Source organism: Acinetobacter gerneri DSM 14967 = CIP 107464 = MTCC 9824, assembly GCF_000368565.1.
In the GTDB taxonomy this organism is placed as follows: Bacteria; Pseudomonadota; Gammaproteobacteria; order Pseudomonadales; family Moraxellaceae; genus Acinetobacter; species Acinetobacter gerneri.
Genome location: NZ_KB849553.1, coordinates 102,981 through 116,408, shown reverse-complemented (window position 1 = coordinate 116,408; position 13,428 = coordinate 102,981). Strand labels below are relative to the sequence as shown.

15 protein-coding genes and 1 pseudogene are annotated in these 13,428 nt (G+C 39.5%); 9 read left to right on the top strand and 7 right to left on the bottom strand.

Going from position 1 to position 13,428, the window contains the following annotated elements:
* Window positions 1-207: 207 nt before the first annotated feature.
* The gene (locus F960_RS20825) at window positions 208-1,533 is read left to right on the top strand and encodes an ISNCY family transposase (RefSeq protein ID WP_020846983.1); all 1,326 of its coding nucleotides are present in this window, start codon (window positions 208-210) and stop codon (window positions 1,531-1,533) included.
* 495 nt (window positions 1,534-2,028) lie between these two features.
* Here F960_RS20825 and nadS (F960_RS20820) read toward each other — a convergent pair whose 3' ends face one another.
* The 3 genes from nadS (F960_RS20820) to F960_RS20810 form a co-directional block, all read right to left on the bottom strand.
* Window positions 2,029-2,301 carry a NadS family protein gene (gene nadS / locus F960_RS20820; protein WP_004641921.1) on the bottom strand — a complete coding sequence of 91 codons (273 nt, stop codon included), beginning with the start codon at window positions 2,299-2,301 and terminating at the stop codon, window positions 2,029-2,031.
* Entirely contained in the window at window positions 2,294-2,614 is a 321-nt protein-coding gene (locus tag F960_RS20815) for a type II toxin-antitoxin system RelE/ParE family toxin (RefSeq protein ID WP_000897309.1), read from the bottom strand. The genes nadS (F960_RS20820) and F960_RS20815 overlap by 8 nt, the downstream gene beginning before the upstream one ends.
* A gap of 270 nt (window positions 2,615-2,884) precedes the next feature.
* Window positions 2,885-3,586, bottom strand: a complete 702-nt coding sequence (locus tag F960_RS20810; protein WP_002058850.1) for a VIT1/CCC1 transporter family protein — start codon at window positions 3,584-3,586, stop codon at window positions 2,885-2,887.
* Between the two features lie 347 nt (window positions 3,587-3,933).
* Here F960_RS20810 and F960_RS20805 point away from each other — a divergent pair, with 347 nt between their 5' ends.
* The 3 genes from F960_RS20805 to F960_RS20795 all read left to right on the top strand — a co-directional run bounded on the left by F960_RS20805 (window position 3,934) and on the right by F960_RS20795 (window position 7,331).
* Window positions 3,934-4,551: a cytochrome b/b6 domain-containing protein gene (locus F960_RS20805; RefSeq protein WP_004871389.1), complete on the top strand. Its 618-nt coding sequence runs from the start codon at window positions 3,934-3,936 to the stop codon at window positions 4,549-4,551.
* A gap of 156 nt (window positions 4,552-4,707) precedes the next feature.
* Window positions 4,708-6,042 carry an ISNCY family transposase gene (locus tag F960_RS20800; RefSeq protein ID WP_004856465.1) on the top strand — a complete coding sequence of 445 codons (1,335 nt, stop codon included), beginning with the start codon at window positions 4,708-4,710 and terminating at the stop codon, window positions 6,040-6,042.
* Between the two features lie 488 nt (window positions 6,043-6,530).
* Window positions 6,531-7,331 carry a hypothetical protein gene (locus tag F960_RS20795; protein WP_004871387.1) on the top strand — a complete coding sequence of 267 codons (801 nt, stop codon included), beginning with the start codon at window positions 6,531-6,533 and terminating at the stop codon, window positions 7,329-7,331.
* 131 nt (window positions 7,332-7,462) lie between these two features.
* Here the strand turns inward: F960_RS20795 and nadS (F960_RS20790) are convergent, their stop codons facing one another.
* The gene (gene nadS, locus F960_RS20790) at window positions 7,463-7,762 is read right to left on the bottom strand and encodes a NadS family protein (protein WP_004871385.1); all 300 of its coding nucleotides are present in this window, start codon (window positions 7,760-7,762) and stop codon (window positions 7,463-7,465) included.
* On the bottom strand, window positions 7,755-8,081 hold the full coding sequence (locus tag F960_RS20785; protein WP_020846447.1) for a type II toxin-antitoxin system RelE/ParE family toxin: 327 nt from the start codon (window positions 8,079-8,081) through the stop codon (window positions 7,755-7,757). The genes nadS (F960_RS20790) and F960_RS20785 overlap by 8 nt, the downstream gene beginning before the upstream one ends.
* Here F960_RS20785 and F960_RS20780 point away from each other — a divergent pair.
* The 3 genes from F960_RS20780 to F960_RS20765 all read left to right on the top strand — a co-directional run bounded on the left by F960_RS20780 (window position 8,044) and on the right by F960_RS20765 (window position 10,651).
* Entirely contained in the window at window positions 8,044-8,514 is a 471-nt protein-coding gene (locus F960_RS20780; protein WP_004871383.1) for an efflux RND transporter periplasmic adaptor subunit, read from the top strand. The genes F960_RS20785 and F960_RS20780 overlap by 38 nt on opposite strands.
* A gap of 46 nt (window positions 8,515-8,560) precedes the next feature.
* A protein-coding gene (locus F960_RS20770; RefSeq protein WP_085945805.1) for an IS3-like element ISAba20 family transposase occupies window positions 8,561-9,636 on the top strand; the annotation gives its coding sequence in 2 pieces (ribosomal slippage) (window positions 8,561-8,813 and window positions 8,813-9,636; 1,077 coding nt in all).
* Between the two features lie 82 nt (window positions 9,637-9,718).
* A complete protein-coding gene (locus F960_RS20765) occupies window positions 9,719-10,651 on the top strand; it encodes an IS5-like element ISAba12 family transposase (protein WP_020846600.1) in 933 nt (310 codons plus the stop codon).
* 86 nt (window positions 10,652-10,737) lie between these two features.
* On the opposite strand, the pseudogene F960_RS22485 reads toward F960_RS20765, so the two are convergent.
* Window positions 10,738-10,857, bottom strand: a pseudogene (locus F960_RS22485) (replication initiation protein RepM); the annotation flags it as partial.
* A 130-nt stretch (window positions 10,858-10,987) separates the two neighbouring features.
* Here F960_RS22485 and F960_RS20760 point away from each other — a divergent pair.
* The gene (locus F960_RS20760; protein WP_004871379.1) at window positions 10,988-11,428 is read left to right on the top strand and encodes a hypothetical protein; all 441 of its coding nucleotides are present in this window, start codon (window positions 10,988-10,990) and stop codon (window positions 11,426-11,428) included.
* Here F960_RS20760 and F960_RS20755 read toward each other — a convergent pair.
* Window positions 11,366-12,328, bottom strand: coding sequence for an IS30 family transposase (locus F960_RS20755; protein ID WP_004854881.1), 963 nt, complete (start codon window positions 12,326-12,328; stop codon window positions 11,366-11,368). The two genes, F960_RS20760 and F960_RS20755, sit on opposite strands and share 63 nt — an antisense overlap.
* 240 nt (window positions 12,329-12,568) lie before the next feature.
* Here F960_RS20755 and F960_RS22850 point away from each other — a divergent pair.
* On the top strand, window positions 12,569-13,428 hold an 860-nt coding region (locus tag F960_RS22850), incomplete at its 3' end, for a BapA/Bap/LapF family prefix-like domain-containing protein (RefSeq protein ID WP_004871376.1).

Sequence of the window (13,428 nt, the reverse complement as noted above, 5' to 3'; positions counted from 1 at the left end):
AACAAAGAAAGTTGAATCCTGTACTTGACTCTTGTAGTTAAAAACAGGACATTTTAAATGGTTTTTCGCATAGACATTTTAATTGGTGAATAACAGCTTTTGTAAGCCCCAAGTAGAAATGTCCGGTTTCTCCAAAGTAAAAATGTCCGCTTTTAGAATATGCACTTTTGCAATTTTCTTAGCGGACGGTTTGATATGTTGGTGTCTATGTCGGATAAAGAACTTAAACGATTGTCGGTCTTGCAAGAAATCTGTGATCAACGCATAACCCAGTCCCAAGCTGCTCAGCTACTTCATATTTCAGAACGTCAGATCAGACGTTTATTGCAAAAATACAAAGCTCAAGGCCCAGCTGCATTAGCACATGCTGCACGTGGCCAAATCAGCAATTCCAGGCTTCCTGAAGAGCTCAGACTCAAGTGCCTCAATATTGTTTCGGATCAACTGCATGGTTTCGGACCCACTTTAGCGCATGAAAAGCTCACCACTGTTCATGGATTCGATATTTCAGTGGAAACACTGCGTTCCTGGATGATTGCAGCCGATCTGTGGATTCCTCGCGCCAAGCGCCTGAAACGCCCGTATCAGCCTCGTTATAACCGAGATTGTTATGGTGAACTGATTCAAATCGATGGCTCACACCATGACTGGTTTGAAGGACGCGCTGCTAAGTGCTGTCTGCTGGTATTTATCGATGATGCCACAGGAAAATTACAGCATTTACGCTTCTGTGAGTCGGAATCAGCATTTGACTATATGATTTCAACACGTTTGTATGTTGAGCAGCATGGTAAGCCGTTGGCGTTTTACAGTGATAAACATTCAGTCTTCAGGGTGAATCAAAGCAGCAAGAAAGATACCAAGATTACCCAGTTTGGACGCGTACTCAGTACCCTCAATATCGATATCATCTTCGCCAATTCACCACAAGCCAAAGGCCGTGTAGAACGGGCGAATAGAACGCTTCAGGACCGTCTGATTAAAGAAATGCGCCTGGAAGGCATCTGTTCGATTGAGCAAGCGAATGCCTGGCTGCCCTGCTTTATCGAGCAATTTAATCGTAAATTTGCCAATATGGCCTTTAATCCCAAGGATCTACACCGGACTGTCACTGAAACAGCCGAAGAATTAGATGATGTTTTTACCTGGCGTGAACCCCGCAGAGTCACGAACAGCCTGACGATTACTTATGATAAATGCGTATATTTACTGGAAAATACCGAAGAAAATAAAAGGTTGATCGGCAAGTATCTTGAGTTTCTGGAATACCCGGATGGCACGGTAGCCATTGAACATCAAGGAAGAAAAATCAATTACAGCATCTTCGATAAATTAAGTCAGCTCAACCAGCGAGAGGTTGTTGAGAATAAACGTTTAGGTGCTGTTCTCAATCATATTCAACAACAGCACGAAGAATTAGAACAGCAAAACAAACGCAATCGTTCTCAAAAGATGCCGAGCAGACGTGCACAGAAAACAGTAATCAAAGAACGAAATCTGAATCCTGTGCTTGACTTGGAAGTGTCTGTATAGGACATTTCTATTTGGTTATTAGGTAGGACATTTCTACTTAGGAATAACAGCTTTTTAAAATATCTTTGTTTTTCATATAGTTAAAATTTTTTCATCCCCCTAAAAAACCACAAAAAACCGACTTGGAAACAAGTCGGTTTCTTTTTGAGCAATTCTGATACTTCTTGCCAATAAAATTGATTAATATTTAATCGATTTGTCATTTTTCTCTGCGTTATCAAGCCAACGCTGGCTTAAATTATCCCCAATTTCTGCGGACAACTCTTGGGATAAAAATCCACCAATTTTGTACGCCTGAGCGCACATGGATTTAGGGATTTTACGGATGTTCACAATCCCTTGTATTCAATATCATGAAGTCATAAGAGAACAGGATGTTCCGCAGAATAAAAATAAATAATCGCACAAGGATCGGCGGCACGACAGGAGTTATGCCAAGCGAACCAATACGAAAAAGCCCGACAGGATGTCGGGCTTTTTTATTATCTAAACTTTTTAAATTAGGGTTGGATGGGCATCCAGAATGCGAATTAGAGTCGCTGCAGGACCAGTCGGATATCGACGGCCTTGTTCCCAGTTTTGCAGGGTTCTCGCGCTGATATGCAAACGTGCAGCAAATTCTGCCTGGGTTAAGCCAGTTTTCTCACGTACTTCTTTTATATCTGGTAATTCAAGCTCAGTCACTCGACTTGCTTTGATTTCATTGCGTTTGATGGCACCAGCTTCTTTGATTGAAGCAACCAGGTCATCAAATAAGTTGTTATCCATGAAATTGCTCCTTCACTAATTGACGTAGGATCGAGGTCTCTTTGTCTGTCAGATTATCTTTCACAGACTTTGGATAAGCGACTAGGAAAAAGATCTGATCATCCTCTGTGACCCAATAATAGATCACCCGGATACCACCACTTTTACCCTTATTACCTTGAGCACAACGTACTTTACGAATGCCTCCGCCATTCTTGATTAAGTCGCCCTTATCAGGCTGTACCAAGAGATCTTGCTGGAGCTGACGATACTCTTCATCACTCACAAGCTCTTTGATTTGCTTGGTAAAAATACTGGTTTCAATGAATAACATAAGTTAAAGTACGTCAATGGCGTATAAGGATTTTAGCAGTTCTAGAACGAAAAAACGAGAGCCTACAGCCCTCGTTTCGCATAATACGTATTATGTTAATTTTAAAAATCTTTGAAGCAGATGATTGAGTATCTTAGTTTTGACCTCTAATCAGGTTAGATCATATGTAATATAAGTATCTAAAAGTTAGGAGAACTCATGAATAATAACTACTCAAAACCTATAATAATTTATTGGATTAAAATATTGTGATCAGATACACAAAGTATATTAGGTCACAGCAACATTAAATAGTGATCCGATCCAAGCACTGAATAACATTGCGACAATTCCCCAAATCATAACCCGAACAGAACCTCTCCAGATACTTACACCGCCAGCATAACTCGCCAATGCTCCCATAATTCCGAGAGTTAAAACTCCAATCAGCATGACACCTTTATCTAAATATTGTTCAGGCAGAAGCATCATTGAAATTAAAGGAAATAATGAACCTACAGAAAATGCGAGGGCTGAAGAAGATGCCGCTAGAAATGGCTTGGCAGAGGTATGAACTGAAATGCCAATTTCATCACGAGCATGTGCATCTAAAGAATTATGCATAGTTAGTTGTTTAGCGACATCTTCAGCTAAAGTTGGTTCTAAACCACGTTGTATATAAATATTTTTTAGTTCCTGCAGTTCATGTTCAGGATGGAGTTTTAACTCACGTGCCTCCATTTTCAGATCATTTTTTTCAATATCTTGTTGTGATTTAACGGAAATATATTCACCTGCAGCCATTGAAGCCGCCCCAGAAATTAATCCCGCAACACATGTTACTAATAATGTTTGAGAAGAAGCACCACTGGCTGCTATTCCGACTACTAGGCTTGTTACAGAAATAATCCCATCATTAGCCCCTAGTACAGCCGCACGTAGCCACCCTGACCGTTCAATATAATGTTTTTCGATATGATAAGAATGGCGCACAATATAGTCCCTTGCTGTTATCAGAATGATTATAGTAAATATTTTATCTGTAAACCTTAATTGAGCTAGACAATAGAGAATATAAGTCACTACTGATGCATATCCATTACATTTAAAATAACCTTGTTTAATAATGGGTGTTATACGTATTAAAAAAACCGACTCCAATGTTCAGGCTTCGTATAATCCGTATTAAGCTAATTGTAGACAAAATTAATATTCACATGATCTTCCAATTTTAAAATTGCGCTCTAATGAGCGCCATTTTTTTTTGACTGTATTCTTTAATATTCACCTCAGCTTGAGCCGCTATTCTGCAACTAAAATACAGTCAACAAAGGTTTTTTATGGCTCAGAACACAGCAACATCTTCTACAGATTTACTGATTCGATTTCTGCATATCGTCATTATTTTGAGCTTTACTGGGGCTTATCTCACGGGGGATGCAGAAGAATGGCATCAAGTGCATATGGCGTTTGGCTATACACTTGGTATTAGCCTGATATTAAGAATTTTATGGCAGTTTCTTGCTTCTCGATTTGCTCATACTCAGCCTTCAGGGGCGAGCCGTCGATTTAATGTGATCAAGCCATTTGTGCAGCGCTATTGGGCGCAACCGCAGCAATGGCTTTCCCCAGCATTTTTAAAAGCAGCCAGTTCCAGCCTGTTTCAGCTGAGCATACTGGGTGCTTTTTGCCTGATGCCCTTAACTGTACTGGCAGGCTTTTTAACAGACTATACGCATAGCCACAGTTTAAAAGAATTGCATGAACTATTCGCAAATCTGTTTTTAGCTACTGTATTACTACACTTGACAGCACTGACACTGAATAGTGTTCTACTTAAAAAATGGCTAGCAAAGCGTATGTTTTGGGGGACACAATCACATTCATGGTTCACCCTGTTTGCTTCAGTCCTTTCACTAGGCGTGTTGGTCGCTTTCTGGTTTTGGTATTTTAGCTAAGCTTTTATGAGAGCAACACAGATGAAGCTCTATTTAACATAATGGCTGTTATACGAAATAAAAATGTTAGAACCCATTTAAAGTGTCTATATTCTCACCAATAAAAATGTCTAGTTTATGATGGTTTTTATCACCATGGACTGGATATAAATATAGATGCTGATCACTATGTCTGACAAAGAAATTCAACGGCTTGCAGTTCTGCAAGACGTTCGAGATCATCGTATTACCCAGGTCCGTGCTGCTGAAATCCTAAATCTTTCCACCCGTCAAATTACCCGGTTATTGCAGAAGCTCAATCAAGATGGTGTCTCAGGTATGGCACATGCCAGTCGTGGTCAACCTGGCCATCGTCGCCATGATGACTTGTTAAAATCAAAGTGCCTTTCCATTATTGCTGAACATTTGCTGGGCTTTGGACCCACCTTGGCGCATGAGAAGCTCAGCAGCATGTTTGACCTGAATATCCCGGTAGAAACGCTTCGGCGCTGGATGACGGCCAATGACCTGTGGATTCCGCGATCCAAGCGCCTGAAGCGTCCATATCAGCCACGTTATAACCGGGATTGCTTCGGTGAACTGATCCAAATTGATGGCTCATATCATGACTGGTTTGAAGGTCGAGCTGCAAAATGCTGCTTGTTGGTTTATATCGATGATGCTACTGGAAAGCTGTTGCATCTGCGCTTTTGTGAGGCTGAAACGACCTTTGACTACATGCTTTCAACCCGAGCCTACATTGAACAATACGGCAAACCTCTAGCCTTTTATAGCGACAAGCATTCGGTATTCAGAGTTAATAAAAAATCCAGGCAAGACAGCCAGATTACGCAATTTGGGCGGATTCTGAATAATTTGAACATCGATATTATCTTTGCCAACTCACCCCAAGCCAAAGGTCGTGTGGAACGTGCCAACAGAACCCTTCAGGACCGTCTGATCAAAGAGATGCGCCTGGAAGGCATCGGTTCGATTGCAGAGGCCAATATATGGTTACCCTGCTTTATTGAGCAGTTCAATCAGAAGTTCGCCAAATGTGCGCGAAACTCAAAGAACCTGCATCGGCCATTAACCGAATCTGATCTTGAACTGGATGATATTTTTACCTGGCAGGAACCGCGTAAGGTCACCAAGAATCTGACCCTGACCTATGACAAGTGTATTTATATGCTTGAACCGACAGAGCTGAATCATAAGCTTGTTGGGCAATACATTTCATTTCTGGAGTACCCGGATGGTACTGTGGCAATCATGCATGAAGGACGGAAGATCAACTATAGAGTCTTCAATAAACTGGCTGGACTACAGCAGAATGATGTGGTTGAGAATAAAAGATTAGGTTCGGTCCTGGCCCATATCCAGCAGCAACATGAGGAATTGGAGAAACAGAATAAACGTTCCCGTCTCAAGAAAAGTATGCCGAGTCGTAGAGCTCAGAAAAATATTATTAAACAAAGAAAGTTGAATCCTGTACTTGACTCTTGTAGTTAAAAACAGGACATTTTAAATGGTTTTTCGCATAGACATTTTAATTGGTGAATAACACAAAAATGGGAGCCTTAAGCTCCCATTTTTAGTCTTTAATGCGCTTTTTCGCTTCATCATAAACTATGCTGTCAGCTCGTTTCCCGACGGTGATGAGCAAGATCACCTCTGAGTATATTCTTGGGAATATGTGGCTGCTTATGACCTTAGCGAGTTTCTTCTTGAATTGATCTCTTATGGCACTAGGGAGCTTTTTCCATTCAGCTGTGAAGTCCTTTTATCCTTCAATTTACAGGCTTTGCTCATAAAGTTTGCTATATAGCGAACAAATGAAATCTCTGAATTAGATGGAGGATTAAAATGGATAGAAGGCAGTATACTTATCGTGTTATGTGGTCAGCAGAATTTATTTGATATTTTGATACTGACATTCTGTTCTCAGACGCTACCAGAAAATCTAAAAATTTACTTTGAATCCAATCCAGAGGAATTAAATGAAAAAGCTTGTAATCGTATCCCTTTTAAGTCTTGCAATGTTGAGTGGTTGCAGTAAAGATCCCTTAGATAAAACATTTGATTTAACAAGTTTCAATAGTCTTTCAGAGTCATCAGGAATTGTGTTTAAAGAAACTCCAGAAAATGATGCCGCTATTATTCAGTGGGCAATGGACTCAATAGGTATCAATGATAAATATGACACTATTGAAATATTTAAGGACAAATGGGGAGCTGATATTACATATCGCAAGATGATTAAAATGGCCATAGGTAAACGCAAGCCAGAAGTAAATGCTCAATATGACCAATTAAAGGCTATTGAGAAAGAATGGACTGATCTTTATAACGATCTTTCAAAAATTAAAGCTACTAATGTTAGATTCGGAGAACATCGAGATCCTTTTTTGGAAAAGGGGGTGTGGTTTGATGTTCACAATGGAAGTCAGCAAAACTTATCTTCTATTCAATGGTATTTAGAACTTTATTTAGATGATGAAAAAGAACCTTATGCGACTTATAGAGGCTTAGATCTCTATAAATTTGGTGAAAACGGCTTAAGAGCAGGGCAAAATGACCACCGTTTCATAAAGATTGATGATTTTATGAGTGATTCAGGAAAAAAATGGTATGACTTAAGAGTGAAAGACGCTAAGAAAAAAACGATTAAAGCCACAGTGATTCCAAATTCGGCTGAAAATTTCTCAGACGAAAAGATTATTACAGGGAATCTAGTGAGTGAATTAGAAAAAATAGAAAGTGAAAAACTTATGATTGCAAACGCTGAAAAATTGCTTTGATCGTAAGCATACGGTAATCCCCGTAGCTGTATTTTAACTGGCTTCGGGTGCCCAACGATGAGGGAGTAAATCCTCAAACTCTGTGACTTTATACACCATAATCTTATGTGGAATCTGGAAAACTAAGTGATTTATGTTAGTGATACGGGCTGTACCTTGTGTTTCGGTTTTGACTGTATCTCTAAAATTCGAATCAATGTAGCTGTTGGTCCAGTTGGATAGCGTCGTCCCTGTTCCCAATTTTGCAGGGTACGGGGGCTAATATGTAGACGTGCAGCAAATTCATTTTGGCTCAAGCCAGTTTTTTCACGTACTTCTTTAATATCAGGCAATTCGAGTTCTGTAACTCGGCTTGCTTTAACTTCTTTACGTTTGATAGCTCCAGCTTCTTTGATTGAAGCAACCAAGTCATCAAATAAGTTGTTATCCATGAAATTGCTCCTTCACGAGTTGGCGCAGAATGGCGGTTTCCTTATCTGTTAAATTATCTTTTACTGATTTTGGATAAGCCACTAAGAAAAAGATCTGATCATCCTCGGTGACCCAATAATAAATCACCCGTATCCCACCACTTTTCCCTTTGTTACCTTGAGCACAACGTACTTTGCGAATACCACCGCCATTCTTGATTAGGTCACCTCTATCAGGCTGTACCAAAAGATCTTGCTGAAGTTGACGATATTCCTCATCAGATACAAGGTCTTTAATTTGCTTGGTAAAGCAGCTAAGTGCTGAAAACTTTGTTTCCAAGCAGGCTTATGATGATGCAGTAAATGAGTTAAGTCAGGCCCGTGCTGAGCTTCAAATTGCTCAAGAAAGTCTCAAACAGGCAGAATTTGAATATAAACAGAGCCAAGCCGATTTAAACCGTAGAAAAATTTACAGTCCTTTTAATGGAATAGTCATGCAGCAGTATATTTATGCGGGCAGTATGGTCGGCCCAACTGAAGGAAAGAATCCTATTTTCAAAATTGCGCAGACTGATCAATTTAAAATTAATGCGATTGTCCCTTTAAAATATTTTCGATCCATTAAAAAAGGACAAGTCGTCAAAATTGTGCCTGAACCTCCATTCGAGAAGTTTAGCTCTACTGTAAAACTTGACCATGTTGATCAGGTCATTGATGCTAGTTCTGGAACATTCAGTGCAGGCGCTACGGTAATCCTCCCTAAAAATAATTGAGTTTAAAAGTAGAAAATCGAATAACCTTGATTTAAGGAGATTTTCTATGAAAACATCTAAGTATTCAGACAGCTTGATCATGAGTATCTTGAAGCAAGCTGAAGCAGGAACACCCATACCGAACTTGTGCCGCGAACATGGTATGAGCTCTGCTACATTCTACAAGTGGAAGTCCAAATATGGCGGCATGGATCTTTCAATGATGACGCGGCTTAAAGAACTTGAGGCTGAAAATGCCCGTTTAAAACGCATGTATGCTGATGAGCGGCTAAAGTCAGACATCTTGCAAGATGCACTTTTAAAAAAGTTTTAAGGCCTGTTCAGCGAAAGTTACTTGCTCAGCAAGCTACTGAGCAATTTAAGATTTCAATCAGCATGGCCTGCTTAATTTTTAAAGTCAGTCAAACGTGTTATCGCTATAAAGCTCGTTTAGATGAAGAGAATCAACAGATTGCCGAATGGTTGATTCAATTAACCAATGATCATAAAACATGGGGCTTCAAGCTTTGTTTCCTGTATTTGCGTAATGTTAAAAAATACAAATGGAACCACAAACGTGTCTATCGCATTTATAAGGAGCTTGAGCTTAATTTAAGAATCAAGCCTAATAAGCGGATTAAACGAGAACAGCCTGAAACCCTTGCAGTACCGACAGCTAAGAATGAATCATGGTCAATGGACTTTATGTATGATCAACTCAGTGATGGACGTAGTTATCGAGTTCACAACGTGATTGATGACTATAATCGCGAGTCATTGGATATATTGATTGACTTTTCGTTGCCAGCAGAACGTGTGCTGAGAGGACTTGATCAGCTCATTGAATGGCGAGGTAAACCTAAACGCATTAGAACCGACAATGGCCCAGAGTATATAAGTGAGCTGATGGAAAAGTGGTGTGATCAGCATGGTATTGAGCATGTATTTACTCAACCAGGCAATCCACAGCAAAATGCATATGTTGAGCGATTTAATCGTACAGTACGTTATGAGTGTCTAAATCAATATTTATTTCGAGATCTGAGCGAGGTGCAGGACTATACAACTGACTGGCAGTACTTTTATAATCATGAACGACCTCATATGTCAGTAAATGGTTGTCCACCTATTTTTAAACAATAACAAGGCTTTAGATTTTCTACCCATTAATGGCTTTGTTGCACAAACCTATCTGTAAAGGGTTTTTCAGCGATATAATTTTCAAATGAAGAAGCCTGCACACAAAATCTACCGTACAACCAATTGGCCCGCATATAACCGAGCACTCATGAGTCGCGGAAATATTGCCATTTGGTTTGATCCTGCTACGCAATGGTATGCTCCATCAAAAGGCAAACAAGGGCGAAATCAAACCTACTCCGACGCAGCCATCCAATGCTGCTTAATGATTAAATCCTTATTCCGTCTGTCTTTACGTATGGTCACTGGCTTTGTGCAAAGTCTGATTAAACTTTGCGGATTAAATTGGATAGCTCCAGATTACACCACGCTTTGTAGAAGACAAAAGCATATTGATATTGTAATCAGCTACCAAAAAAGTAGCGATGGGCTGCATCTACTCATGGACTCTACAGGCATGAAGTTTCTAGGTGAGGGCGAATGGAAACGCAAGAAACATGGACCTGAATATCGTCGCCAATGGCGTAAACTTCATATTGGTATAGATGCTAAAACCCTACAAATACGAGCAGTTCAGCTTACAACCAATAATATCAGTGATTCACAGGTGCTTGGTGATTTACTTAATCAGATTCCACAAGATGAGCAGATTAACTCTGTTTATACCGATGGAGCTTATGACACCAAGCAATGCCGTCAGGTCATTGCAGATCGGCAAGCGCATGCGGTGATTCCACCTAGAAAAAATGCGAAACCATGGAAAGATACAAAGAGTAGCTCGCTAGAGCGAAATGAATTACTTCGAGCAATTAAACGTTTAGGCAGGACACTATGGAAAAAATGGTCAGGCTATCATCGGCGAAGTTTGGTTGAAACTAAGATGCATTGCATCAAATTATTAGGAGATAAACTCAGTGCAAGGAGTTTTGATAGCCAAGTGAATGAGATCCATGCACGTGTAGCAGTCCTTAACAGATTTACGGAATTAGGTCGCCCACTTACCCAAGTTACGCCTTAAATTTGGCTCAATTAGGGGCGCTTTGCATTTCAAATCTTTGTGCAACAAAGCCCCCATTAATTCAATTAAAAATGGGGGGTATTACCATCATCTTCAACACCTAAATTTTTACGTAACTGTTGTAGTTCAAAAACAGGTGTTTTACCAACTTCACGCCAAGCGATTAATAACTCATAAAGTCTAGTGGCATACTTACTGGTTAAATAAATAAACTATAGGTGATAAGAACCGAAAAAGTGTCTACGAGTGATTGAGCTTCATAAAAATTTCCCCTTGCCTCTCTCAAATAAAACTCCCTATAATTTAAATATATATCCAACTATATGAGTATAAATAATGAATAGTAATAACGTTCTACAGTATGAAGTTGCTGATGAATTTAGTGAAAGCGATTTAGAAAAAATAAATCAAATGATTATTTCTATTTGGGATTATAATGCTTGGATACCTAAAAAAAATGTAAAGCCTATGGCAGATTTTTTTCTAGGAGAGGTGATTTTAAGCTCTTCCAAAATTTTTGTGGTTCGTGATAATGATGAAATTATTGGGGTAATAGCAGCTTCAATAATAAATAATATTAGACAAAAAGCGAGTGCAAAGATACAGAAATATAAAGCTTTACAAGAAATTACCTCAGATAGCAAACAAAATGTTTTTGCATCTTATATAGATACTTTAATCTTAAATGAAAAACTACTTTTAGATAGGGCGGATTCAAGCAGCAAGTGCAACAGTATAAAAACCAGCCATAACTTCACTTGGCGTATACCAGCCTAGTGTTTTTCTAGGACGATGGTTGAGTGAAAATTCTATCTGCTCTATTTCATCGTTTGACACGTCATCAAACGATGATGATTTTGGCAGATATTGCCGGATTAAACCATTCGTATTTTCATTTCTAGCTCGCTGAATAGACTTGTAAGGATCAGCAAAATAAGTATCTATGCCGACATCAGTAATTCTTTTGTGTTCGGCAAATTCCTTTCCATTATCAAATGTTACACTATAAGCATGGCTCATTCGTAAACGATCTAATGCACAAGTAATCGTTTTAGAGGATGCTCTCGTTGACCCTAAATGAACAATATGTACGTACAGGCTCTTTCGATCAACGAGGGTTAATAAAGCTCCTTTATGATGTTTACCAATCACCGTATCACCTTCGAAATCTCCTAAACGTTGTCGCTGATCAATGACCTGGTCTCGGCAATGAATACTTGTTTTATCAATGATTTGCCCTCTACGATCCGTGTTTTTGTAACCTCGTTTTCGATATTTCTTCTGATGCCTTAAGTGTAGATGGAGGTTACCTCCTTGTGATTTATCTTGATAAATGTGCTGGTAAATCCACTCATGTGAAGGTACATCCAGCCAACCGCGTTGTGTTAAAGCACCTGAAATTTGTTCTGGTGACCAGTCTAAGCCAATTAAGTAATCAATATAAGCGAAGGCAAATGCTGTCATGGATGATGAAGGATGGTACCGTCTTTGACTTGCAAATTTCGCTGCCTGTTGAGCTCTATATCCACGTTGCCCAGTATTTCTTTTTAACTCACGGTAGATGGTTGATCGTGAACGCCCTAACTCCCGAGCAAGGCTAGCGATTGAACTTTTACTTTTCAAAGTAGCATAAATTTCGTATCTTTCATCTTGAGAAAGTTGGGTGTATTTCTTCATTGTGTGCTTTCCAATTGCGAGTTGAAAAAGTCTAATGATTCTATGAATACACCTAACTTTTTCAACTAACTACAAGTGTGTTGCACTTGGGATTTGAATCTGCGCTTAAATTAAATATAAGTTTAGATTACTTTATGTATACAACTATGTTTAAATAGCGTTTTAAAATGTAACTTTTAAAGTCACTATGGTTTTGATGAAAAATATATTATTCATTGATGCTGTGGTGCTGGGAACTCTATGGCGGATATTAAAGTTGTAACAAAAGAAAGTCATGAAACAGTAGCTACAATTTCTGGGACATCTGTAAAACTAAATGAACCATCAGTGGTTTTAGTAAAAGTTTCTCCTAATGATGTTTTAGAAGTAAAGAGAGATGGTACAAATGTTATTATTCACCTAAAAAATGGTGAAATTATTACTATAGAAGGCTTCTTCAGTGAAAATGAAGCAACAGATAATAGCTTAGTTTTTGGTGATGAATCTCAACAGTTGCTTTGGGTTCGTTTTACAAATAATGAAGGATTGTTATTAGATGTTGCACATTACCAACCAATAGAAAGTATTGAACCACTACTTTATGGCGATAATTATAATCCTTTAGTCTGGGCGGCTATTCCAGTAACTGCAGGCGGTATTCTCGCCTGGGCTGGTAATAGTTCGAAGTCATACGATGACAACGACTCTGATTCAGACAGCGATTCAGATTCAGACAGTGACTCTGACAGCGATTCAGACTCTGACAGTGACTCGGATTCGGACAGCGACTCGGATTCGGACAGCGATTCAGACTCTGACAGCGATTCAGATTCAGACAGTGACTCGGATTCGGACTCTGACAGCGACTCGGATTCGGATAGCGATTCGGATTCAGACAGCGACTCGGATTCAGACAGCGATTCAGACTCTGACTCAGACAGCGATTCGGATTCAGACAGCGACTCGGATTCAGACAGCGATTCAGACTCTGACAGCGACTCGGATTCAGACAGCGATTCAGATTCAGACAGTGACTCTGACAGCGACTCGGATTCGGACAGCGACTCGGATTCGGACAGCGATTCAGACTCTGACAGCGACTCGGATTCAGACAGCGATTC